Origin of the sequence: Mucilaginibacter ginkgonis (assembly GCF_009754905.2) — a bacterium.
In the GTDB taxonomy this organism is placed as follows: Bacteria; Bacteroidota; Bacteroidia; order Sphingobacteriales; family Sphingobacteriaceae; genus Mucilaginibacter; species Mucilaginibacter ginkgonis.
In genome coordinates this window covers 2,749,381-2,773,436 of record NZ_CP066775.1, presented here as the reverse complement: position 1 = coordinate 2,773,436, position 24,056 = coordinate 2,749,381, and the positions used below count along the sequence as shown (strand labels likewise).

The 24,056-nt window shown below is 45.3% G+C and carries 22 protein-coding genes and 1 tRNA gene; 16 read left to right on the top strand and 7 right to left on the bottom strand.

Annotated features, from left to right (window positions below; all coding sequences use genetic code 11):
- Positions 1-9 precede the first annotated feature (9 nt).
- Entirely contained in the window at positions 10-876 is an 867-nt protein-coding gene (locus GO620_RS12960; RefSeq protein ID WP_157526963.1) for an SdiA-regulated domain-containing protein, read from the bottom strand.
- Between the two features lie 11 nt (positions 877-887).
- On the bottom strand, positions 888-2,120 hold the full coding sequence (locus GO620_RS12955; protein ID WP_200230042.1) for a Pycsar system effector family protein: 1,233 nt from the start codon (positions 2,118-2,120) through the stop codon (positions 888-890).
- Between the two features lie 723 nt (positions 2,121-2,843).
- On the opposite strand from GO620_RS12955, the gene GO620_RS12950 reads away from it, so the two are divergent.
- From GO620_RS12950 to GO620_RS12940, 3 genes are all read left to right on the top strand, one after another.
- The gene (locus GO620_RS12950) at positions 2,844-3,143 is read left to right on the top strand and encodes a hypothetical protein (RefSeq protein WP_200230030.1); all 300 of its coding nucleotides are present in this window, start codon (positions 2,844-2,846) and stop codon (positions 3,141-3,143) included.
- Positions 3,144-3,372: 229 nt separating this feature from the next.
- Positions 3,373-3,681 carry a helix-turn-helix domain-containing protein gene (locus GO620_RS12945; RefSeq protein WP_200229806.1) on the top strand — a complete coding sequence of 103 codons (309 nt, stop codon included), beginning with the start codon at positions 3,373-3,375 and terminating at the stop codon, positions 3,679-3,681.
- A gap of 2 nt (positions 3,682-3,683) precedes the next feature.
- Entirely contained in the window at positions 3,684-4,556 is an 873-nt protein-coding gene (locus tag GO620_RS12940) for an IS3 family transposase (RefSeq protein WP_157527017.1), read from the top strand.
- 369 nt (positions 4,557-4,925) lie between these two features.
- Here the strand turns inward: GO620_RS12940 and GO620_RS12935 are convergent.
- Positions 4,926-5,040: transfer RNA gene (locus GO620_RS12935), tRNA-Asp, on the bottom strand.
- A 153-nt stretch (positions 5,041-5,193) separates the two neighbouring features.
- On the opposite strand from GO620_RS12935, the gene GO620_RS12930 reads away from it, so the two are divergent.
- On the top strand, positions 5,194-5,670 hold the full coding sequence (locus GO620_RS12930) for an Lrp/AsnC ligand binding domain-containing protein (RefSeq protein WP_157526994.1): 477 nt from the start codon (positions 5,194-5,196) through the stop codon (positions 5,668-5,670).
- A gap of 586 nt (positions 5,671-6,256) precedes the next feature.
- On the opposite strand, the gene GO620_RS12925 is transcribed toward GO620_RS12930, so the two are convergent.
- Positions 6,257-7,375, bottom strand: coding sequence for a DUF4407 domain-containing protein (locus GO620_RS12925; RefSeq protein ID WP_157526995.1), 1,119 nt, complete (start codon positions 7,373-7,375; stop codon positions 6,257-6,259).
- Between the two features lie 214 nt (positions 7,376-7,589).
- Between GO620_RS12925 and GO620_RS12920 the strand changes: the two genes are divergently transcribed.
- The 4 genes from GO620_RS12920 (at position 7,590) to GO620_RS12905 (ending at position 9,526) form a co-directional block, all read left to right on the top strand.
- A complete protein-coding gene (locus GO620_RS12920) occupies positions 7,590-7,910 on the top strand; it encodes a hypothetical protein (RefSeq protein WP_157526996.1) in 321 nt (106 codons plus the stop codon).
- A 188-nt stretch (positions 7,911-8,098) separates the two neighbouring features.
- A complete protein-coding gene (locus GO620_RS12915) occupies positions 8,099-8,413 on the top strand; it encodes a rhodanese-like domain-containing protein (protein WP_157526997.1) in 315 nt (104 codons plus the stop codon).
- Position 8,414: 1 nt separating this feature from the next.
- Positions 8,415-8,615, top strand: a complete 201-nt coding sequence (locus tag GO620_RS12910) for a DUF6358 family protein (RefSeq protein ID WP_157526998.1) — start codon at positions 8,415-8,417, stop codon at positions 8,613-8,615.
- A 5-nt stretch (positions 8,616-8,620) separates the two neighbouring features.
- On the top strand, positions 8,621-9,526 hold the full coding sequence (locus tag GO620_RS12905; RefSeq protein WP_157526999.1) for a prohibitin family protein: 906 nt from the start codon (positions 8,621-8,623) through the stop codon (positions 9,524-9,526).
- Here the strand turns inward: GO620_RS12905 and GO620_RS12900 are convergent.
- Complete coding sequence (locus tag GO620_RS12900; RefSeq protein WP_200231156.1) at positions 9,523-10,779, bottom strand: sensor histidine kinase; 1,257 nt, start codon at positions 10,777-10,779, stop codon at positions 9,523-9,525. The genes GO620_RS12905 and GO620_RS12900 overlap by 4 nt on opposite strands.
- Before the next feature lie 126 nt (positions 10,780-10,905).
- On the opposite strand from GO620_RS12900, the gene gltX reads away from it, so the two are divergent.
- From gltX to GO620_RS12880, 4 genes are all read left to right on the top strand, one after another.
- Positions 10,906-12,426, top strand: coding sequence for a glutamate--tRNA ligase (gene gltX, locus GO620_RS12895; RefSeq protein ID WP_157527001.1), 1,521 nt, complete (start codon positions 10,906-10,908; stop codon positions 12,424-12,426).
- A gap of 546 nt (positions 12,427-12,972) precedes the next feature.
- On the top strand, positions 12,973-13,350 hold the full coding sequence (locus tag GO620_RS12890) for a VOC family protein (RefSeq protein ID WP_157527002.1): 378 nt from the start codon (positions 12,973-12,975) through the stop codon (positions 13,348-13,350).
- Positions 13,351-13,416: 66 nt separating this feature from the next.
- Complete coding sequence (locus tag GO620_RS12885; RefSeq protein WP_157527003.1) at positions 13,417-13,887, top strand: DUF4920 domain-containing protein; 471 nt, start codon at positions 13,417-13,419, stop codon at positions 13,885-13,887.
- Positions 13,888-14,389: 502 nt separating this feature from the next.
- Positions 14,390-15,928, top strand: a complete 1,539-nt coding sequence (locus GO620_RS12880) for a YifB family Mg chelatase-like AAA ATPase (RefSeq protein ID WP_157527004.1) — start codon at positions 14,390-14,392, stop codon at positions 15,926-15,928.
- Between the two features lie 41 nt (positions 15,929-15,969).
- Here GO620_RS12880 and GO620_RS12875 read toward each other — a convergent pair whose 3' ends face one another.
- Together GO620_RS12875 and GO620_RS12870 are read right to left on the bottom strand one after the other, a co-directional pair.
- Positions 15,970-16,740 carry a hypothetical protein gene (locus GO620_RS12875; RefSeq protein ID WP_157527005.1) on the bottom strand — a complete coding sequence of 257 codons (771 nt, stop codon included), beginning with the start codon at positions 16,738-16,740 and terminating at the stop codon, positions 15,970-15,972.
- Between the two features lie 114 nt (positions 16,741-16,854).
- Positions 16,855-17,124, bottom strand: a complete 270-nt coding sequence (locus GO620_RS12870; RefSeq protein WP_157527006.1) for a hypothetical protein — start codon at positions 17,122-17,124, stop codon at positions 16,855-16,857.
- A gap of 204 nt (positions 17,125-17,328) precedes the next feature.
- Between GO620_RS12870 and GO620_RS12865 the strand changes: the two genes are divergently transcribed.
- The 4 genes from GO620_RS12865 (at position 17,329) to GO620_RS12850 (ending at position 23,978) form a co-directional block, all read left to right on the top strand.
- Positions 17,329-17,931 (top strand): TetR/AcrR family transcriptional regulator, encoded by a 603-nt coding sequence (locus GO620_RS12865; RefSeq protein WP_157527007.1) that lies wholly within the window; start codon positions 17,329-17,331, stop codon positions 17,929-17,931.
- Positions 17,932-18,009: 78 nt separating this feature from the next.
- Positions 18,010-19,305 carry an efflux RND transporter periplasmic adaptor subunit gene (locus GO620_RS12860; protein ID WP_317198305.1) on the top strand — a complete coding sequence of 432 codons (1,296 nt, stop codon included), beginning with the start codon at positions 18,010-18,012 and terminating at the stop codon, positions 19,303-19,305.
- 20 nt (positions 19,306-19,325) lie between these two features.
- Positions 19,326-22,538: an efflux RND transporter permease subunit gene (locus tag GO620_RS12855; protein WP_157527008.1), complete on the top strand. Its 3,213-nt coding sequence runs from the start codon at positions 19,326-19,328 to the stop codon at positions 22,536-22,538.
- A 27-nt stretch (positions 22,539-22,565) separates the two neighbouring features.
- The gene (locus tag GO620_RS12850; RefSeq protein WP_157527009.1) at positions 22,566-23,978 is read left to right on the top strand and encodes a TolC family protein; all 1,413 of its coding nucleotides are present in this window, start codon (positions 22,566-22,568) and stop codon (positions 23,976-23,978) included.
- Positions 23,979-24,056: the final 78 nt, after the last annotated feature.

Below are 24,056 nucleotides of genomic sequence, written 5' to 3'. Positions count from 1 at the left end.
ATACAGTGTTTATCTGCCGTGCCATTCAAACTTCAGCACGTTGCCCGGTTCAAGTTTGTCGCCTTCGTTAGAGATATACAGGTTATTCTTATCATCAAAAGCCATCCCTTCGGGCTGCGGGAAAAATTCGGGGTTTAGTTTATACACCTGCTGCACCTTAAACTTTTCATTTAATATCACCAATAATTTATTTACAGATGAGAGCACGAACCAATTTTTGCTGCGCTTATTTTGAGCCAATGCCGATGGGTGGAAATTGATCTTAGGGTCTGATAGCTGGTCGGCAATGTGCTTTACATTGATCTTAAAGGTATCTGTTTGTTTAAGGCTGCCATCTGCGCCTAACTGAAATATAAAGCCGCTGGTTTGCTTGCTGGTTTTGTCGATATCACAGTGTTTGCACATTACGTAAACCTGGTTAGTTGCCGAGTCGGCGTACATACCTTCATATTGCCCCTTAGGCAGCATATCTTCAAAGCGCTGCACATGTTCTACACGTGGATTCTGCGTTTCTGCAAGGGGGAAGGTATATAGTCGGCCTTTACTTTGCAGCATAATTACACGGTCGCTGCAAAGGGCAATGTCTTCAAAGTCGCCGCTATCTTTAAATATAGAATGCTTTTGTTTTTTGTAAGGCGGTTTCAGGTAATATACGCGGCCGCTTTCATCTTCCTCGGCATATAAAACATCGGGGTTGCCTTTGTAAAACGCTATGCCAGAGATCTCTTCAAGATCGTCGGGCATATTAAATTTTTGCGGTTTATTTAAGTTATATCCAGGCGGACTTGGGTAATCGCGCTTTGGCTTGCAGGCCATCAGCATAAATATTCCGCCGGCCAAAGCCAGTGTTGCAAGGTATTTCAATTGTATTTTCATAGGGGTAATGATTAAATAACAGCGGAGATAATGAACATAAGTACAGAAGCGATAAGGCCGTACATAAAAACGCTGTAGGATATGCGCAGCAATTGGTACTTACGGCCAAGCACGGTGCCTTGTGTATACAGATCGCGGATAAGGCTGCCGTACAGAAAGTCGCTGTCGTTCATCATGGCTACCATACCGTGATTGTATTGGTCCAGGCTCATTTTATAAAAGTTACCGAAAAACAATAGGTTAACCTGTTTACGGTCGATGTCTTCCTGCGTAAAAGTTCCGCCGGGAAGGTTTGGACGGGTAGCCAAAATGGAAAAGATGATGGTCACCAAGCTTACCAACAGTAAAGCTATAGCCGGAATAGTTTGGCGCGGGTGTTCATCTAAACGGCGCAGCATTAAACTTAGCAGCAAAGAGATCACAATAGCGTTTACAGATATCATGATATGTGCCTTACGATCGGCCATATCACTTAAACGCTGGTGGTTGCTGCTGGTAACGCGGAACATGGTTTCGCGGCCTTTAACCGGCTTTTCTTTTTTGCGCTTTTTAGCGTCTTTTTTGTTTTCGCCCGGTGCCGGCGGCAGCAGGGTAACCTTTTCTGGCTTGTTATCTTTTGACATTTGATTAGTATCTTCTTCGTCCTTCTCGTTTAATTTGGCCTTTAGCTCTTCCAGGTTTTTCTCTTTCTGGTCGTTAAGCAGCAGGCGGCAGTAGTCAGTATGGTAGCGGTGCTGTTCCATCAAACAGATGGTGCCTTTCCGCCAATCCTGTTTACTGATGTCTTTATTATAAACGCGCTGCAACTCCTTACGCAGTTCTTTGCTTTTTTCTTTAAAATCTGTAGTGCCCAAATGATATAGGTCTGCATCGCAGATAATATTTTCCAGCAGGTTTTGCGGGTTTTGCGGCATTTGGGTTGCCATGATACAGCCGCGCACTTTTTCTGCAACGGGTTCGTCAACATTAAGGCCTTTAAGATAGTCCATTGCCATTAAAGCGCCTTTTGCTTCATGCTCGGCAGGGTCGTCATTCTGGTGGGCAATGTCATGAAACCAGGCAGCGCATAATACGATAAATCGGTCTTCGTCGCTCAGCTGATAATGGTCTGCAATAGACGTGGCCGCCTTTACCACATCAAGCGTATGGCCGCTATTGTGATAGCTAAACCTGTCATCGTGGTGGGTGGCAAAATAGGTAGTTACAAACTGTTGTACGTTTTTAAGTAAAGCTGTGTAATCCACGTTAACGGTATGTGAATACTAATATACAGTAAGCAGGCGGGAATGTTTGGCCTCCTCTCCGGCCCTTTTCCGAAGGAGAAGGGAGCTTAAGAGTTACTAAACTATCTAATCATGTATTATTACACCTTATTCTCCCGGATTACTAGGAAGGCCCTGCTAACCCGATAGCTATCGGGACCTCGCCGGGAGTGAGGATTTGAAAGCCCCTCTCTTCCGGAGAAGGGAATGTCTTCCTGAGCTTGTCAAAGGATTGGGGTGAGGCTTTTATAAGCAGGCGGGAATGTTTAGGATGGACGGACTGTTAGGAGCAAAATTTGATAAATTAATTGACACTCAATATATTTATTAAAAATTAAGCCTTCTCATAATATGTTTGCAGTTCAAATATTTATCGGATTCTTATTGGGGATATTATCAGTTTTTTATTATTCTCAAATAATCTTTCCTTTGTTTTATTCTCTACCTAAAGCAAGTTATTTGGTAATTAAAGGTACTCTTCGAATCAATGCAATCTTATTTTGTTTATGGGCCCCATTACTATGGATTCTCGTCCCGTTTTGTGTAGGATATTTTTACCCCAGTTTTGTAAATACCAAATTCTTCTTATATGTAAATAACCCGTTAAGTGTGACAATAGCGATGTTGATGGTTATTGGATTAGTCTTTAGGTCAATATTCACACAGAAAGGAAGACGAGATTTAAAAGATGATTTTTGGTCAAGCATGAAAAGGTATTTGGCTAAACCGAATTTTTCACAATACGAGAGAGCCATTTTATTATTCAAAGTTGCGCTCCAATACAAGAAATCTGGCGATTATTTTGAAGCTATCAAATCTTTCGATTTGTCCGAAAATGAAATTTTAGGTTTAAACTTTAATGAAGATGTAATATATCTTTTAAAAGATATTTATTCCGAAAGAGCGATTTGTAAAACTAGCATTAATGATATTTCTGGTGCTGATGATGATTTGAAGAAAAGTGAAGATTTATTAAAGGCTTTTCATGCTTCGATAATTACTTAGGTTACCCTTGCTACCTAAGTATCCACTTGTGGCACTATGATATCTACGATCGTATTAATTCCCCACAATCCGCTACGTTTGCGGTGACCATGTTAACCGAAACGAGTACTGACATTTGTTCAAAACTTAGCAAAAATGTCCTGATCGAATTTTAAGAGTGAAACAGCAACTGTTTCACTGGCAATATGACTTGTCCTGAAATAAGTTTACAGAAAAGTAGAGGAACAAGATGGACAAATGGAAAGCGGAGCGTATCATACATGAGCGTGAGATCATGGGTAAGAGTTTGCGTACCTTAGCAAAAAAGTACGGCGTATCACCCACAACTATTTCCCGCATAGTGAACAAGGACAAGTTAAACGAAAAGGCATTGAGAAGTTCGAAGAAGACAGTTCTTCCCGATGATGTGTCTTTATTGAAAGCGATGTTACGGACAGAGCAGCTAAAGAATGAGCTGCTGAATAACATCATAGATATAGCAGATAAGGAGCTGGGTACCAACATCAGAAAAAAGTCTGGCACCAGGCAGTCGGAGTAAGCATGCAAAAACGCAGCCGCGGGCTGCGCGAGTTATGCAGACTGCTTGGTTACAGTTCACAAGCCTATTACCAGCATCACCGGTCCACAGAAATGCGGACTTTTAAACAAGAAGAAATCATTCAGCAAGTAATGGCACACCGTCGCCGCCAGCCGCGGCTGGGTGCAAGGAAACTGCTTGAACTGATACGGCCCGGCATAGGGCGGGATGCATTCTTTGAGCTTTTGAGAGAAAACGGCTTGCTGGTGCGCAGGAAAATATACCGTACGCGTACCACCTTTTCCTGCCACCGCTTTAAGAAATACCCCGACCTGACGGGCGGCCTGGTGCCTGCAGCGCCGGGGCGGCTGTGGGTGAGCGATATCACTTACATCCGCGTGGGGCAGGGCTTTGCTTACCTGAGCCTGGTCACGGATGCTTACAGCCGAAAGATCATTGGCTTCTGTCTGAGCCATGATCTTTCTACCGGCAGCTGCCTTACAGCACTTGAAATGGCCTTATCACAAAAGCAACCCGACACCCCGCTGATCCATCATTCGGATCGCGGCACGCAATATTGCAGCGGTACCTATACAGCACTTTTGATCAAAGAAGGCATTGGTATCAGTATGACCCAAAGCGGGAACCCGCGTGATAATGCCATTGCAGAACGTGTAAACGGTATACTTAAACTTGAACTGTTAAATGAGGCTTACAAAAACCTGAGCGGTGCAACACGTGCGGTACGCAGCGCTATAAATACTTACAACAACTTAAGGCCGCACAGCAGTATAGATATGATGACACCACAGGCAGCACACCGGGAATCCGGACCCCTCAGGCGGCGATGGCGAAACTATTATCCCAATCATCAACAAATAACAGAGCAAGTGTAAACCCCTTTAAGGACTAAAATAAAAAGTGTAAATTCAATTCAGTATTAACAATTAAAAGTGTCAACTTTTTTTAGGACAGGTCAATAGTTTGTCAGTACAACAACTGTTTCAAAGTAAGTTTTTGCCCTGGTAGTGACAAAGTAGTGCTTGCAGGTAAACGCTGCAAACAGCTGATAATAAGGCAAGAGCAAATTCTTGTCACATACTTAAAAGTAGGGGGCAGGTGTTTCAACTGTTTCAGCTGAAACAGTGAAACAGGTTGCGAAATAATTATCCAAAAAAAATTAACGAAACCCCTAAAAACAGCAAAGCCTCCTGATGGGCAGGAGGGCTTTACTAACCAATTATAAACCTAAATTATGAGAAGAGCTGTTGGGGAAGGATTCGAACCTCCACAGAGTAGTTGGTCGGTAAAACCGATTTCCTATTATTCTCCGCCACCGGGACAAGGAGGTGTGTCTGCCAAAAATTTCACCACCCAACATTGTTTTGTTTTAGAAAGAACGAACAACTTTTTCACTGTTGCTTACAACAAATTTAAAGCCGTTAACCTTTTCTTGCAAATTTTTCAATAAAATATTTTTATTTTTATTTTTATTTTAATTAGACTTGTGATTAACTAATGAATTGAAAATTTATGCCTCATAAAAAAGCCCAAAATTTAGAAATTGATAATCTGGATATTCAGATACTATCCATATTGATGAAAAACGCTACCACACCTTATACAGAGATAGCAAAAGAGCTGATCGTTTCGGGCGGAACCATACACGTGAGGATGAAAAAGCTGGAAGAGATGGGTGTGATAAAGGGTGCCAGCCTTGAGGTAGATCCGCAGAAACTGGGTTTCGATATTACGGCGTTCCTGGGTATCTATCTCGAGAAAGGATCGCAATACAATGAAGCTGTGCAGCAGTTAAAAGCCATTAAAGAAATTGTGGAATTGTACTACACCACCGGCAGCTGGAGCATCTTTGCAAAAATAGTTTGCCATGATACCCAGCACCTGCGCGAAGTTCTTAATGAGCATATCCAAAGCGTACCGGGTATACAGCGTACCGAAACTTTTATTTCGTTAGAAGAGAGTGTTAAAAGACAGATCAGTTTAGACTAAAGCGGATTATTTGCAGAGACTTTTACTTAACAGCAATTCAATTTTTAAAGTCATCCCGAACTTGTTTCGGGATCTCAAAGGACATTTCTTTTTTGTCATTTAAATCCGTCGGCCGGCGAAGAAGAATTTTTGTCAAAACTAAATTTTGTTACGTTACTTCTTTTGACCGTCAAAAGAAGTAACCAAGAAAACTCGCCGCTGCACCCTGTGCTACAATGCTTCTGCTATCTTCAAATGTTGTAGTTACCGCACAGACTGAGGCGGCATTTTTCGGTTATGGTAAGTCATTGCCAACAATATCCCTCGCAACTTCCTTGGTAAAGCGAGCGTCTATAAATGGGATGCCGAAACAAGTTCGGCATGACGGGCAGACGTCTAGCTCCTCTCCTTTGGAGAGGGGTTGGGGAGAGGTTCTGCTTGCCTTACCCAAAACTTCGGCAACCTCAATGGGACATTCCAAAAGGAGGATGTTTTTCATTCCCCTCTTGAGAGGAGTTAGGGATGTGTTGTTTACTGAAGTACACAATCCTGCCACAGCACAGTCTTACCCGCCCCTCTCAAGAGGGGGATCTTGCAATTCTCTTATTCAATCATACCTATACCGCTCAGCATCGTAAGCAGATTGCCCGCTGATAATGCGCTTGCGGTTTTCAATGTCGTTACCCACGTGGTAGTCGTACGTTTCGTCGGTTACCATAATATCCCGCTCCTTGTCGCGCTCAGCGTAATGCATATTGGCTTCCGCGGTTTTGGCGAGGGCCACGTCATACGGCCCGCGCGGCGACATCAGTTTCACAAATACCGGCAAACACTCAAACAAGATAAACAGGTAAGCAATGAACGACTCGGCCATATAGGTATCCAAATCACGGGTGCCGTTACTGTTATAGGATAGCTGGCCCAGCGCCCAGTTACGATCGGCAAAGCCTGCAATATTCACCAGGCTATCTAACTGGTGATCAGAAAATAATTTGAGGTTATTGAGTCCCTCATAATTTTTCCTGGTGGCCAGGTACTGATCCATTTTGCCCATGTCATCGGTTACAGTTTTTAGGCGGGCTTCCTTCTCTGCCAGCACTGCTGCCTTTTGCTTGGCATACGTGCCGTAACCTGTTATGCCCGATGTCTGGTTGGTTTTATCGCCAAAAACTTCCTGGTTTAGTTGGTAGCGCGAGCGGTTAATATCCTTCTCGAGCGAATCTTTTTCGGCCTTCAGGTCCTTGTTCTTGCTTAGCTCTTGCGCGTACTTATCTGTATAAGTTTTTTGCAGCGTGTCTATTTTACTATGTTGTCCTTTGTTATAAGCGAACTTTAATTTCTCGCGGATCTCTTTGTCGAATATCTTCAACTCCAGCGGGCGTGATATCACAATACCTATCATGATTGCCAGCAGAATGCGCGGCGAAGCCTGTAAGATCTGCGAATTGGTGCTGCCTTGTTTGTTAATGCTTGCTACGATGTAACGGTCCATATTGAAAATGGCCGTGCCCCAGATCAACCCAAATAAAACGGCGAAAACAACAGCCAGCGGATTACCGCTAAATACGAAGTACATAGCATACCCGCCGGACAGGCTGGCAAACAGCGCCGTAAAAAATATAGTCGCGCCAATGCCCACATATTTATTATGCTCAATTGGGTACTTCTTTAACGTAGCCACGTGCGCGCCAGAACAGAACCAGAAAAAGCGGGTAACTTTATTCATCAATACAATTTATACCTATTGAACGCTCTTAATGCCTGATTGTTACAGGTATAGTGTCAGTATTGTGTGGTTTGGTAGAGATATGCAGGTTTGATGATAGTTGAATTGAGGTTAAGAATTACAAGTCTCATTGTCATGCTGACCCTGTCGAAATATTCTCCACCTCGTCATTGCGAGCGAAGCGTGGCAATATCATCAGATAATTAGTTCTAAAATGCTCAGTCGCCACTGGCTATGTTCTTTTGTCTTAGCAACAAAAGAACCAAAAATGCCAAGTCAGCGCAATGCTTCTTTTGGCGCACGGGCCTTTGCCCTGCAAAATATTTTGCAGGCCCTCATCACACAAGTCCTCAGTAGCGCAAAATATTTATCACCGAAGCTGCGCGCTGACGGGGAAAAGCTTTATACAAAATGCAGTGCCGCGTTAGGGACAGCAGCGGATACCGGCCCGTGGCTAAGGCCTGCGCAGTATGAGCGTATGGCCCGGCTCCAACGTAGTTGGGGCAACGCCCAAATCTTTGTTAATTATTCATAAAAGCGCTATTTACGATGATACAAACTTATTTTATTGCCAACTTGTAACATCCGTCAATGGCTTCATTCTAACATCAAACTACACTGATCAATAAGTAAGCAGTAACCAAAAGGGGCAATTTCACAACACTTAATAACCTTCTCATTTTTCATTCCTAACACCTACATTTGGCACTATATATTATTACTATGAAAGAAGTTACGGTTCAGGAACTGAAAGAAATGAGAGATAACGGTGCAGATTTTCAACTGATAGATGTGCGCGAAGATTTTGAATATGAAATGTCTAACCTGGCAGGCCAAAACATTCCTCTGGGAGGAATTTTAATTGAGACAGATAAAATAAGCAAAGATAAACCGGTGGTAATTATGTGCCGCAGCGGCAAACGCAGCGCCGTTGCGTTACACCAGTTAGAAGCGCAAGGGTATACTAACTTGGCTAACCTGCAAGGTGGTATACTGGCATGGCAGGCAGAAATAGACCCGACAATAACGGTGTATTAATATGGGTAAGAAAATATTGATCAACACCCTGTACACTGTAGGACTTTTCATCTGCATAATTACATTGGTATGGGGTGTGCAGCACAGCAGGTACGAAATGGTTGCCGGCGCTGTGCTGATAGGTGCCTTATTTGTTTATCTAAAAATAAAACTGCTTAAAGAAGTGCGCAGCACTATAAATAAAAATAACGCTAAATCTTAAAAGTCATGTTCCTCGCTATCATTGGCCTTATCGCCCTGTTTGTAGGTTATGTTTTGTCGCGTTCGCCGTCAAACGCAAGCCATTACAGCGGGTTGATAACTAAGGTTGGGATAGCGATAATTGTCGTAGGCATCATACTATCTTCATTTAAGGTGATAGATCCGGGGCGGGTTGGGGTGCAAACGCTTTTTGGCAAGGTACAAGACCATGTGCTTACCAGCGGCTTACATGTGATCAACCCCCTGGTTGATGTAACTACCTTTAGTATCCAAACCGAAAATTATACCATGAGCGCGGTGAATAGCGAGGGCGTTAAAGAAGGTGATGATGCTATCAGGGTATTGTCGTCAGACGGCTTGGAAGTTACTATAGACCTTTCTGTGCTTTACAAAGTAAACCCGGATAAGGCCCCGTTTATTTATCAGAACATCGGCCAGGATTATATAGAAAAGATAGTTCGCCCGGTATCACGCACCGCTATACGTGACAACGCGGTTAACTATCAAGCGGTTGACCTGTTCTCTACCAAACGCCAGGAGTTTCAGGAGCGAATCAACCGTACCATCGCGGCTAACTTTGCTAAAAATGGATTAGAACTGCAACAGATACTAGTCCGCAACGTGAGCTTGCCCGCATCTGTAAAGGCAAGCATTGAATCTAAGATCAACGCCGAACAGGAAGCCCAGAAAATGCAATTCGTTTTACAGAAAGAACGCCAGGAGACAGACCGTAAGCGTGTAGAAGCACAGGGTATTGCTGATTATCAAAAGATCATATCTTCCAATCTAACAGATAAGCAACTACAGTACGAAAGTATAAAGGCACAAAAGGAAATTGCGCTATCATCAAACGCCAAAGTGATCGTAATGGGCGGCAGCAAAACGCCGATTATGCTGAGCGATAAAAACTAGGCTTGTTCTTCGAGCCGTTGCGTTGCAGGTTTAAAATTCGGCTTCGCTTCATCGGTCAGGCTTTTTAAAACGATACGGAACGTAGTGCCCTTTCCCAGTTCGGAGTCCTTTACAAAGATGCTGCCGTTGTGGTAATTAACTACCATGCGCTTGGTAAGCGACAGCCCCAATCCCCAGCCGCGTTTACGGGTAGTGTAACCTGGCCGGAAAACTGTTTCGAACTTTAAACGGGGTATACCTTTGCCTGTATCGGTAACATCAATATAAACCTGTTTCTTTTTGCGGCTGCCCGATATGTCTACACGGATGGACCCCGGCCCGTCTATGGCGTTCACGGCATTTTTCAGCAGGTTTTCTATCACCCAGTCAAACAGCGGAATATTCAATCCGGCTTTTAAGTTGCGGCTGCCATGCACTTCAAAGCTGATGAGCTTACTTGTACGGATCTTAAAATAATCTACAAAATCCTTCACCACGTCATAAACCCGGTGCGGTTCTAATACAGGCTTCGATCCGATTTTAGAAAACCGGTCGGCAACGATTTCCAATCGGCGCACATCGTTCTGCATCTCGGCAATTAGCGGGTCATTCTCCGCATCAAATTTCTCGCGCATTAACTCTATCCACGCCATCAGGGAGGAAATAGGTGTGCCCAGCTGATGGGCAGTTTCTTTGGCCAAACCCACCCAAACCTGGTTCTGCTCGGACTTGCGCGACGAGCTAAAACCGTAATACGCTATCAGCAGGAAAATGGCAATTACGGTCAATTGCACATAGGGGAATATGCGTAGCTGGGTTAGTAACTGCGAATCTTTATAGTACACCAGCCAGTAATTTTTATTGAACGTTGCAATGCGGATGGGCCTGTGCTGCGACTTCATGAACTCCAGCTCGCTTTGGAAATAAGCGGGGTCATATTTTGGAAAGGATTGATCTTTACCGCCAATGACGCTTGGGATAAAAGTCTTGGCGGTGTCTAAGCCACGGGAGAATTTGATGTCGCCTTTTTCATCCACAACAATTGCCGGCACAGATAAACTGTCGCGGACCTTTAAGATAAACTGCAGGTTCTCATCATCGTCAGACCGTACCAGTTGCTGCATACTTATGGCCCAAACTTGCGCGCGCGTCCGTTCTGAGTGGGCTATGTTGCGTACAAGATAATTGGTGTACAATAACGACCCGCCTGCAATGAGCACCGCGAACGCTAATAAAATGTATTTGAAGGTGCGTCTTTGCTCGTACGGATTTATCAGCAGCATATTCAAAGTAACTTATTTTATTTCTATTTGGTATATGCGGCAATCACTAAGTGGTTAAAACTATGCATTGACGCAACTATCCGCCAATCGGCCTCAAAATCTTATCTTTGCCCAACTATGAGCGATCAGAAAGTGAGGGTGCGTTTTGCGCCCAGTCCAACCGGCGGCCTGCACCTTGGCGGCGTACGCACCGTACTGTTCAACTACCTTTTTGCAAAGAAAAACAACGGTACTTTTGTTTTACGCATTGAGGATACCGACCAGAACCGCTACGTTGAAGGGGCAGAGCAATACATTATAGACTGCCTTAACTGGTGCGGCTTACCGCCTGATGAAAGCCCTGTTGTTGGCGGCCCGTTTGCCCCTTATCGCCAGAGTGAACGCAAGTCGCTTTACCGCGAATATGCAGAGAGCTTAGTAGCACTAGGACATGCCTATTACGCTTTTGACACCACTGCAGAACTGGAACAAAAGCGAAAAGAGATCCCAAACTTTCAATATGGACAGGCACACCGCATGGATATGCGCAACTCGCTTTCGCTAAGCGAGCATGAAGTTGATGCGTTGCTTGATGCGCATACGCCGCATGTGATCAGGATAAAAGTACCTGCCGATGAGCAGGTAAGTTTTCATGATATGATACGCGGCGATGTAGCTTTCGATACCACATTGGTAGATGATAAAGTACTGCTGAAAGCCGATGGTATGCCCACGTACCATTTGGCGGTTGTGGTTGATGACTACCTGATGAAGATCACGCACGCCTTTCGCGGCGAAGAGTGGCTGCCATCTGCCCCGGTGCATTTATTGCTTTGGAAATATCTGGGCTGGAAGGAACACATGCCGCGGTGGGCACACCTGCCGCTAATCTTGAAACCCGATGGGCATGGTAAACTAAGCAAGCGCGATGGCGCACGCCTTGGCTTCCCGGTTTATGCTATGAGCTGGACCGACCCTGCTACAGGTGAGGTAACGCCGGGTTTTCGGGAGCTGGGTTTCCTGCCCGAAGCATTCATCAACTTGCTGGCCACTTTGGGCTGGAACGACGGTACCGACCAGGAGATATTTACGCTTGACGAATTGGTAGAGAAATTCTCGATGGAGCGCATCAGCAAAGCAGGTGCAAAATTCGATTTCGAAAAAGCCAAATGGTTCAATGCTGAATGGATAAAAACGGCGACGGCAACGAAATTAATGCCGAAAGTTAAAGATGTGTTTGCAGACAATAGCCTGACCGTTACTGACGATGAAAAACTGGCAATCGTAATTGATATGGTGAAAGACCGTGTTACCCTGCTACCCGATTTTTATCAGCAGGCCGGTTACTTCTTCGAACTACCAAAGGAATATGATCTGGGCGCTGTTAAACCTAAATGGACAGATGCCAAGACAGATTTCTTTAACATGTTGATCGAAGTTTATAACTCTGTCACTAACTGGGAACATACCGAACTGGAATTGCAATTTAAATCGCTGGCAGAAACAGCCGGCATAAAACTTGGCGAGCTGATGCTGCCCTTCCGTGTGATGCTGGTGGGCGGCAAATTTGGCCCGCATGTGTTTGATATTGCCGCTGTGTTGGGTAAGGAAGAGACAGTGGAGAGGATAGCGGTTGGGTTGGATAGATTTGTCGCGTAACAATAAATCGCCATTGTCATGCTGAGCCTGTCGACGCATTTTATTGAAAATAACTAATTTGTTTCGCTCATTCGCGGCTGTGGCTTGTTACTTTTTTTGGCCGTCAAAAGAAGTAACCAAGAAAACTCGCGGCTGCACCCTGCGCTACAACGTTTCTGCAATTTTCAGGGACAGTAGTTGCCGCACAGACTGATGCCGCATTTTTCTGTACTGTCAATTCACTGCCAAAAATTTCTCCATCTTTCAAACGTCAGCGCACAGCTTCGAAGATAAATTGCTGCAGGCACTGGGCCTGTGGGGTTGAGGGCCGAAGCAGCAATTTTGCAGGGCAAAGGCTTGTGCGGCAAAAGAAGCCTTGCGCTGACTTGGCATTTATTCACCGTTGTTTATTTCAATGGTGTTCATGAGATCGCTGCGCTTCGTTTTGGTTCTTTTGTTGCTAAGACAAAAGAACGAGGACCAATGGTAAAGTTTTCACGCTTTTACTTAACGTTGCAGAACCATTTTCTAAGTAAACTCTCCCGATTTATTCCCTAACTTACTCTCATGAAAAAAGTAACAGGTATTGGCGGCATCTTCTTCAAATGTGATGATCCGCAGCAAATGAACGATTGGTATGCTAAAAACCTGGGGCTGCCCGTGCAGAAATGGGGTACAATGTTCAGATGGCGCGATGCGGAAAATCCCGACAAAGAAGGCACTACCGTATGGAGCACTTTTAAAAGGGATGCGCAAAGTTTTGAACCATCTGCCAAGGAGTTTATGATCAATTACCGTGTAGATGATCTGGAAGCATTGGTTAAGGAATTAAAGGCGGCGGGTGTAACTTTTGTTGACGAGATGCTTAGCGACGAGTACGGTAAATTCGTGCACATAATGGATCCCGAAGGCAATAAAATAGAACTTTGGGAAGATCTGGGTTAAACGCTAACGCATTATAAATCTTTAAGTAAACATAGAATACTTACTTTTACGTCAAACTTTACAATCATGAAAAAATTGATCTTCATAGCTGCACTGGCTTGCACCGGTGTAATGGCTAAGGGGCAAACTATTACTCCTGCCAAAGCGGGCGTAACTTACGGCAAAACCGTAACTGCTTATAACGCGGTGAGTACAGACGCTATCAACGGCAAGTTTGGTGCAGATTCTGTTTACAATGGAAAAATTACCGGGACTGTAGTTGAAGTTTGTAAGAAAAAAGGCTGCTTTATGAAACTGGCGCAGGCCAATGGTTCGCCTATTATGGTCCAGTTTACAGACTACGCTTACTTTATGCCGCAGGATATTGTGGGCAAAACTGTTGTGGTTGAAGGTACAGCCAAAATGAAACAAACATCTGTAGCCAGCTTAAAACATTATGCCGCCGACGCCGGTAAATCGCCCGAGGAAATTGCAAAGATTAGTCAGCCGAAGAAAGATATTTCCATTATGGCTGATGGAGTGCTGGTAGTGAAGTAAAATTTAATACCCAAACTAAACTGTCATTTCGAACGCAGAGAGAAATCTTCTGCGTTTTTTGTTAAAGAGAATATCTTACTGAGCTTAAAGTTAACACAGAAATAAGCGTTAGGGATAACAGTGGAAAGCCTGTGATGCCCATCTTTCGCGAATACCACAGCTCTTTATTGCAGACTTTTAAAACGTCAGCGCACAGCTTCGGATAAAGTGAGGCAAAACGATGAAGGCCTTGAGCGTCGGAAAGGGCATTGGAGATTTTTGCATGCAGGTTAAACACCTTTTAGGTTTATTCGGCGAAAATATCCCGGCCCGTGGTTTTGTCTTACTTGCAAGCGAAGGCCGGGTGCGGCAAAGAAGCCTTGCGCTGACTTGGCACTTTTGGTTCTTTTATTGCTAAGACAAAAGAACGTAATAAAACTGCACTCAATATTGCATAAAAACTCAACCCCTCTTGCTTCTCCACCTCAACACGCCTATATTTAGCTTTCTAAATATTTAAACCTTGTTAGTTAAAACCTTTGGCAGTGCTGTTTACGGGATAGAAGCCACTACCATAACTGTCGAAGTAAACATACTTGCCGGCACCAAATATTTCATAGTTGGTTTGCCTGACGTAGCCATTAAAGAAAGTTATTTCCGTATCGAGTCTGCCTTAAAGAATTGCGACTATCGCATGCCGCGCCAGCAGGTTGTGGTCAACATGGCCCCGGCCGATATCCGCAAAGAAGGTTCCGCGTACGATCTTACTATTGCGACTGCCGTACTTGCTGCTTCGGGGCAGATGGAAGCAGAGAACCTTGTTAAGTATATTATTATGGGTGAGCTTTCGCTCGACGGTACATTACAGCCCATAAAGGGTGCGCTACCTATTGCTATCCAGGCACGTAAAGAAGGTTTTAAAGGATTTATCCTGCCCAAACAAAATGCAAGGGAAGCTGCGATAGTTAGTGGCATTGAAGTTTATGGTGTGGACAGCATAAAACAGGTCGCTTCGTTTTTTAATGGTGATGCTTTGCTGGAGCAGGAAATTGTAAACACCCGCGAAGAATTCTATAACAGCCTTAGCAATTACGACAGCGACTTTAGCGAAGTAAAGGGTCAGGAGAATATTAAGCGTGCTTTAGAGATCGCTGCCGCGGGTGGCCATAATGTGATCCTGATCGGGCCGCCGGGAGCAGGTAAAACCATGCTGGCGCGACGCCTGCCTTCTATTTTACCGCCGTTGAGTTTGCATGAGTCGTTAGAGACCACCAAGATCCATTCTGTGGCCGGTAAACTGGCCGCTGCCGATGCGCTTGTAACGGTAAGGCCGTTCAGGTCGCCGCATCATACCATATCTGATGTTGCTTTAGTCGGTGGGGGCGGCAACCCGCAACCCGGCGAAATATCCCTGGCGCATAACGGTGTATTATTTTTAGACGAGTTGCCCGAGTTTAAGCGCAGTGTGCTGGAAGTGATGCGACAGCCGTTAGAAGAGCGCCGGGTTACCATCAGCCGGGCGAAGTTTACGGTAGATTATCCCAGCAGCTTTATGCTGGTGGCCAGTATGAACCCATGCCCATGCGGTTATTACAACCACCCCGAGAAGGAATGCGTTTGTCCGCCGGGAGTTGTACAAAAGTACCTGAGCAAGATATCAGGACCGCTGCTTGACCGTATCGACTTACATGTCGAGGTTACACCGGTGAATTTTAATGAACTTTCTTCCGAACGGTTGGCCGAGAAGAGCGAAGACATCCGCGAACGCGTAATTAAAGCGCGCGACATCCAGATAGAGCGCTTCGGCAATAAACCCGATCTGCATGCCAATGCGCAAATGAGCCCGCAAATGGTGCGCGAGCTTTGTAAGATAAATGAGGCGGGGCAGAACTTATTGAAGCGCGCAATGGAAAAGCTGGGCCTTTCCGCACGTGCTTACGACCGCATACTTAAAGTTGCACGTACCATAGCAGATCTTGCCGCAAGTGAGGAAATAAAACTCGAACACCTGGCCGAAGCAATCCACTTCCGCAGCCTAGACCGCGAGGGCTGGGCTGGCTAACTGCTTGTGTGCTTACTTGGTTACGTCTTTGACTATTAAATTCAAAAAGTGATGCCACGTCCCATTACAGCACAAAATGCTATAAAAGTTGCTAAGGCAATCAACGGTAGCTCAATGCTAGTCGTTAGCTCACTTTCTGAAATTTTTGTTCTTAAATTTAAATAACGTGGAATCAATAATACCGGCAGAAACATCGGGAAATTTATCGCTTCATAAAACGTCCCAGCATTTACGCTTTTATAAAAACCGGCCGCTACAAGGGACGCCACACCAGCTGCTAACCAAGGAATAAAAAAAGTTTGGCGTAGCAACGGGGTAGAAAAGTTGGCCGCTAGCGGTATTATAGACATACGAAATAAAGTCGCTAACTTTTTAAAACTGATGATGTAAAACGTTATACCAAAAAATATCAGTAACGTTCTCCATATCAGTTGAATATTTTTGGCAAATGCCAGTATAAAATCGCCAACACCACTTAAGCCTCCATAAAGCAACATCCAGGAAAACCAATAAAGGTTAAATGACGCGAAGAAATATAGCAACAGCGATCTCCAAAAATGTTTAGCGCTGGTGTTTTTAAGATACCATGCAGAGCCCGCGCCTATTATCAAATTGCCTAAAGGGCCACCTGTATCCGTAATAAAGCTGTGTGGTACGCTTCTAAAATACACCGAACTTATTAGCGATACTTTATTACCTAATAACAGGCACATTATTCCGTGTCCTAATGCCTCGTGGGACAGATCTGCAACGATATAAGAGAGGGTTCCTACGGACGCCAGCCCCAGCACAAAACTTGTATAAGTTTTCACTCAGGAAAATTAACGCTTTTCTTCATACATAAGCGTTACTTAATGATACTAAAGATACCATTACCTTGCAAAAGCTATCCACTTCCGCAGCCTAGACCGCGAGGGCTGGGCGGGCTAATTTACCAATTGGTAATATCCGCATAGACGCGAGGCGACAGCAGCCACAAAACGGCTGCGGGGTTGTTTGCCATTCATGCCGCGCCAGGAAGCGGCAATGGCATAAATGATCTCCTTTTCGTTATAACCCGGGTAAAATTCTTTAAAAACTTCAATGAGGTGATCTATCTCATAAACCTCTTCGCAGGTAATGGTGCCTTTATCGCCAATTGGTTTTTTCTTGTCAATGCCCGACCAATCGGCATTCAAAATCTTCTCAACAGACATATCGTAACAGCTAAAATGTGTAAGCTAAAATTGCTTTCGGGCAATTTATGAACAGTAATGAATAGCCGCTACCGTGAAAACACCCTATTTTAATTTCAATTATTGGCAACGTTTGTGACGAGATTAAATGACATTCATTTTATACTATTTTAAAATTAACGGCTGTATATTTGCTTAACACTGTTAAATAATTTAAAGCGTGTTATGGCAAGCAAGGACAGGATACTTAGATTGAAAGAAGAAACAAGGATAAACATCCTTGATGCTGCCATGTGCATTGTAAAAAAAGAGGGCTGGGCGGCACTAAGCATGCGCAAAATAGCCGACGTGATAGAATATACTGCCCCCATCATTTACGAATACTTTGCCAACAAAGAAGCGATCATATTGGAGCTTACACGTAAGGGCTACCTGATGCTGGGCCGCGATCTGGAAGAAGCAAAGGCAAAGCATCGGTCGCCGGCACACCAGTTAGAAGCTATGTGGACCGCCTACTGGAATTTCGCGTTTGCCAATAAAGAGCTGTACCAGGCCATGTTCGGAGTGACTACTAACTGCTCTTGCGAGCAGGTTAACGGCTTGCCCGAAGCAGACCTGCCATGGGATATCATTACCGGTTCAATCGGTGAGCTGATGAAGATAGACGATATGGAATCGCCGGTTATCTGTACAAAATATTACACGTTTTGGTCTGTTATACATGGCCTTATATCAATCAATATACTTAGTCGTGGATCATCAGATGAGATCAATCGCCAGGTGCTGCGCGACGCTATCGGTGGTATCATCACTTCTATCACCCCTTAAAAAAATTTTTAATTTAATATACAGTGTTATTTTATTTAACACTGTTAAATAATGCCGACCTTAATTTATCTCTGCCCTATGAAAACACCAGACAGCTCAAATCCATGCCTTTCATTTAACGATGTTAAATATCTTAACGCCGATAAATACGAATACTCACATGAAGACGATACTTCTTATACGCGCAGCATCCGCGCGGCGCTAACATCAAACAACTCTAAGTCAATTTTAATCATCATGAAAACTCTATTAGCAATTATTATAGCGATGGCATTATTCAGCTGTTCGCCCAAACAACAAAATGCGGCTGCGCCACCGCCGCCATCTCTGCCGGTGCAAACCGTACAAAGCAGCACCGACACAACCTACCAGGATTATCCCGCTTCAATTGAGGGCGCGATAAACGTAGAAGTGCGCCCGCAGGTTAGCGGCGCTTTAGACAGGGTCTTTGTAGACGAGGGAACTTTCGTTAACGCGGCCCAGCCATTATTCAAGATCAATGAGCAACCTTTCCGGGCCGCATTAAATAGTGCTTTAGCCAGTCAGCATGCTGCTGAAGGTGCCCTGGCAAACGCTCAGTTAGAAATAGATAAGCTAACGCCGCTGGTGCAAAACAAAGTGGTGTCAGATTTTCAGCTAAAGACAGCCCGGTCTGCTTATAACGTTGCCAAGGCAAATGTAGAACAGGCAAAGGCGAACGTTTCCACCGCGCGTATAAATCTGGGATATACAATAATTAAGGCGCCTGTAAGCGGTTACATTGGCCGTTTAGAAAAGAAACAAGGGAGCCTGGTTACCCCGGCAGACGTAGCGGCACTTACCCAGCTTTCGGACGTGCATAACGTGCATGTGTACTTTTCACTTAGCGAAAAAGACTTCGTCAGCTTTAAAGAGCAATATCCCGGCGAGACTTTAAAAGATAAGTTGCAACACCTGCCAAACGTGTCGCTGTTACTGGCCGATAATACGCCTTACGCTAAACAAGGCAAGGTAGATATGATAGACGGCCAGTTCGATAAAACTACCGGGGCCATTACACTAAGGGCAAGTTTCGTTAATCCGCAAGGATTATTGCGCTCGGGTAATACAGGCAAGGTCCGCCTTAGCCTTATTCACAAAGATGCTTTGGTTGTACCTGAGCAAGCTACCATTGAGATGCAAGACAAGGTATTTGTATTTACAGTTGCCGATAGCAATAAGGTAAAGAAGACACCTATCGGGATCGAGGGAAAAAGCGGAACCAACTACCTGGTAAATAGCGGTCTTAAAGCAGGTGACCAAATCGTATTAAGCGGCATCGACCACTTGCAGGAGGGCACTAAGATCCAGCCGCAAAAAGCACCCGAAGTAAAAGCCGTGGTTGCAAAAAATTAATCTACTTAAACACAAACGTCATGTTTCAGAAATTTATAGAAAGGCCGGTATTGTCTACAGTGATCTCCATATTGCTGGTGATCGTAGGCGTGCTTGGTTTAACCAAATTGCCCTTACAGCAATTCCCCGACATTGCCCCGCCGGCAGTGTTGGTATCTGCAGTGTACCCCGGTGCAAACGCCGAAACCGTTCTGCGTTCGGTAGCGCCATCCTTAGAAGAGTCTATCAACGGGGTGGAGAACATGAGCTACATGAGCTCGACCGCCAGTAACGATGGTACTTTGGCTATCACCGTGTACTTTAAGCAGGGGACTAATCCCGATCAGGCGGCGGTTAACGTGCAGAACAGGGTTGCCCAGGCCACCAGTCAGTTACCTGCCGAAGTTGTACAGCAAGGGATCACTACCACCAAACAGCAAAACAGTCTGATAGGAGCGGTGGGTATGTACACCGAAGACCCTAAAAAGTACGACCAAACCTTTGTTGCCAACTACGCGCAGATCAATATCATCCCCGAGATCAAACGTATACCCGGCATTGGCTCTGCGATGATATTCGGTGGGGTAAAGGATTATTCCATGCGGATATGGCTTAACCCCGGCCAGATGGCTGCCTACAAAATTACCCCTGCCGAAGTGATGGCTGCCATACAGGATAAAAACCTGGAAGCGGCTCCCGGTAAACTGGGCGAGCGCAGCAAAGAAGTGTTTGAATATGTGATAAAATACAAGGGTAAGCTTAACAAGCCCGAAGAATACGAAAACATCGCCATTCGCGCTAATGCCGATGGTTCTGTATTGCATTTAAAGGATGTAGCCAGGGTGGAGCTTGGTGCATACTCTTACACCAGTGTGAGCCATTTGAATGGTAAAGATGGTGTCGCCATCGGTTTAATTCAGCTTGCCGGTTCAAACGCCAATGAAATACAATTAGCGGTTGACAAGGTGATGGAAAAGGCAGCCAAAGAATTCCCTGCCGGTATTAAGTGGAACCAGTTCTATCGTACCAAAACTGCTTTGGATGAATCGATCAGCCAGGTAGAACACACGCTGATAGAAGCCTTCATATTGGTGTTTATCGTGGTATTTATCTTCCTGCAAGACTTCAGGTCGACGTTGATACCTGCTATTGCGGTCCCGGTTGCCATTTTGGGAACCTTCTTCTTTATGCAGTTGTTCGGGTTTTCCATCAACCTGTTAACACTGTTCGCGCTGGTACTAGCTATCGGTATTGTTGTGGATGATGCCATTGTTGTGGTTGAGGCGGTACACGCAAAAATGGAGCACGAGCATCTTGCACCAAAGGCTGCCACTACAAAGGCTATGCACGAGATTACGGGCGCCATTATTTCCATTACCCTGGTAATGGCTGCAGTGTTCCTTCCCGTAGGTTTTATGAGCGGCTCGACAGGGATATTTTATCGCCAGTTCGCATTCACTATGGCTATAGCTATTGTTATATCAGCGGTTAACGCGTTGACCCTGAGCCCGGCTTTAGCTGCACTGTTCTTAAAAAGCAACCATAAAGATAGCGGCGAAATTCCCAAAGGTTTCAAAGAGAAATTTTATGCAGGCTTCAACAAAAGCTTTAGCGCTGTGACCGAAAGATACGTTGGCGGTATTAAGTTCCTGATCAAAAATAAATGGCTAAGCATGGGCGGTTTGGCGTTAGTTGTACTTGCCACGGTTTACCTGGTAAGCACTACTAAATCAGGCTTCATCCCTACAGAAGATCAGGGGTTTGTGGCGATATCCGTATCCACCCCTTCGGGCACTTCGTTAAACGGTACAACCAAAGTGTTAAATGATGCCGAGGCCAAACTGCGGGCTTTACCTGCCGCGCGATTTGTGACAGCCATATCGGGGTTCAACTTGCTGACATCCTCAAACAGTCCCTCGGCAGCGGTGATCTTTGTGCTGCTGAAGCCAAATGAAGACCGCGGCAAGGTTAAAGATATTAACGAGTTACAGAACGTTATCCGCGGAGAGTTGGGCGCCATTACCGGAGGCAGCTTTTTCGTGTTCAGCTTTCCAACAGTACCGGGCTTCAGTAACGTAGAGGCATTGGATGTGGTGCTGCAGGATAAGACCGGCGGCAAACTGGACAAGTTTAGCGGCGTGGCGAATGATTTCATTGGCAAGCTAATGCAGAAACCGGCTATAGCCTACGCCTTTACATCTTTCAAGGCAGACTATCCTCAATTGCAATTAGAGGTGAATGACGAAAAGGCCAACCAGCTTGGCGTGAGCGTGAAAGATGTTTTACAAACTATGCAGGCTTACTTTGGTAGCGCGCAAGCGTCAGACTTTAACCGCTTTGGCAAATATTACCGGGTGGTTGTTCAGGCAGATATTGCCGACCGTACCGACCCGGAATCTATTGACAGAGTATATGTGAAAAACCGCACAGGAGAAATGGTACCAATCAACACATTGGTGAAACTTACCCGTGTATACGGCTCAGAAACGGCTTCACGTTATAACCTTTTCAATTCTATCGAGATCAATGCCATCCCTAAGCCAGGATACAGCTCGGGCGATGCCATTAAAGCCATCCAGGAAACCGCTAAAGAACAATTGCCATCCGGCTTCGCGTATGAATTCTCGGGCCAAACCCGCGAAGAAATATCATCAGGCGGGCAGTCTACCATCGTGTTCCTGTTATGTCTGGTATTCGTTTACTTCTTGCTATCCGCACAGTATGAAAGTTACATCCTTCCATTGGCGGTTATCGCGTCTATCCCTACAGGTATACTCGGTGTGTTTGTAGTATTAGGCTTAACAGGTATAGAAAATAACATCTATGTGCAGGTTGCGCTGATTATGCTCATTGGTTTGCTTGCCAAGAACGCCATCCTGATAGTTGAATTTGCCGTCCAGCGCCGTAAGGCAGGCTTGAGCCTTATCAATGCAGCAATCGAGGCATCGAGATTAAGACTGCGCCCTATCATCATGACCTCTATGGCATTCGTATTCGGTCTGTTCCCAATGAGTATCGCCACCGGGCCTTCTGCGCAGGGTAACCACTCCATCAGTATTGGCGCTGCAGGCGGTATGGTGTCGGGCGTATTGCTGGGCCTATTTATAATCCCGGTACTGTTCGTCATCTTCCAGGGATTGCAGGAACGCCTGACCGGTATCCCGGTTGCTGTGCTGATGGATGGCGAAGAACGTAAGCCCGGCAAACCTATCGGCATCTTATTAGAAGATTTACAGGAAGTGCCAAACGACTAATTGCATCATCAATTTAATAATATCATCATGATAAAATATTTAAGCGGGCTTGCCCTGGCAGTATTGCTGCTGGGCGCTTGCTCGGTCTCTAAAGACATAAAAAACCCGGCTTACCAGTCGCCCACAGCATTCAGAGAAGCGGAGCCTAAAACAACCGCTGACAGCAGCATTGCTGACATCAGGTGGAGGGACTTTTTTACCCAATCCGATTTGCAAAGGCTGATAGATACAGCTATCGCTAAGAATTATGATATGCAGGTTGCTTTGAAAAATATCGAAGCGTCTGAATTATTGTTCAGGCAGGTAAAGTGGAACTACGTGCCGCAGGTAGATGCGAACGTTACCGCGAGCACTACCCGCCCTTCCGACAACAGCTTAAACGGCATCAGTTTATCACAATTTTTAGGAAGTAAGCATATCGAAGATTACTCGGCGAACATTTCCCTTTCATGGGAGGCAGACATCTGGGGAAAGATCAAAAATCAGCAGAAGAGTACTCTAGCCGCTTACTTGCAGTCACAGGAAGCCCGTAAGCTGATACAAACTAATATTGTAGCTGATGTGTCGCAGGGATACTATAATCTACTGATGCTGGACGCGCAACTGGATATCGCGCAAAAGAACGTGAAGTTAAACGACAGTACGCTGCAGATAATCCGCTTGCAATACAACGCCGGCCAAGTAACCTTACTGGCTGTACAACAAGCAGAAGCGCAACGCCAGGTAGCCAAGCAATTGGTTCCGCAATTTGAACAAAATATTGCGATACAGGAAAACGCATTGCGCTTACTCGCCGGAGAATTGCCGGACAAGATCGCCCGTAGTGCATCCATTGACCAGATCACGGTGCCCGAAAGTTTGAGCACAGGCATTCCATCCGCCATCGTAAGCCGCCGGCCGGACGTGCGCAGCGCGGAACTGCAGCTTAATATCGCCAACGCAAACGTAGGGATCACCAAAGCGAATATGTACCCTGCATTGCGCATTTCTGCACAAGGTGGCGTTAACTCCTTTAAAGCCAGTAACTGGTTTAACGTGCCCGCATCGCTGTTTGGCGTGGTGGTCGGGAGCGTGATACAGCCGCTTTTAGACCACAAAGAATTGAGCACTAAGTACAAAGTTGCTCAGGTAGAACGTGAGCGGGTGGTCATACAATTCCGCCAGTCGGTATTGAACGCCGTTGGCGAAGTCTCAGACGCGCTGGTAAGTATTAACAAGCTTAAAGAGCAACAAGCCATTGCCGCTAACCGCGTAAGCACTTTACAAAAAGCTACCGGTAATGCCAATCTGCTGTTTAAAAACGGAATGGCTAATTACCTGGAAGTGATCACGGCCCAAAGCAATGTGCTGCAAGGAGAGCTGGAACTGGCTTCGATTAAACGGAACGAACTGGCTGCCGTATCAAACCTGTACCGCTCGCTTGGTGGCGGGTGGAAATAACCTGCCGATAACCTGATCACCGATAAGCCTGTTCATTTACGATGACAGGCTTTTTTATAACCAGCAAAGTGGCTGGTC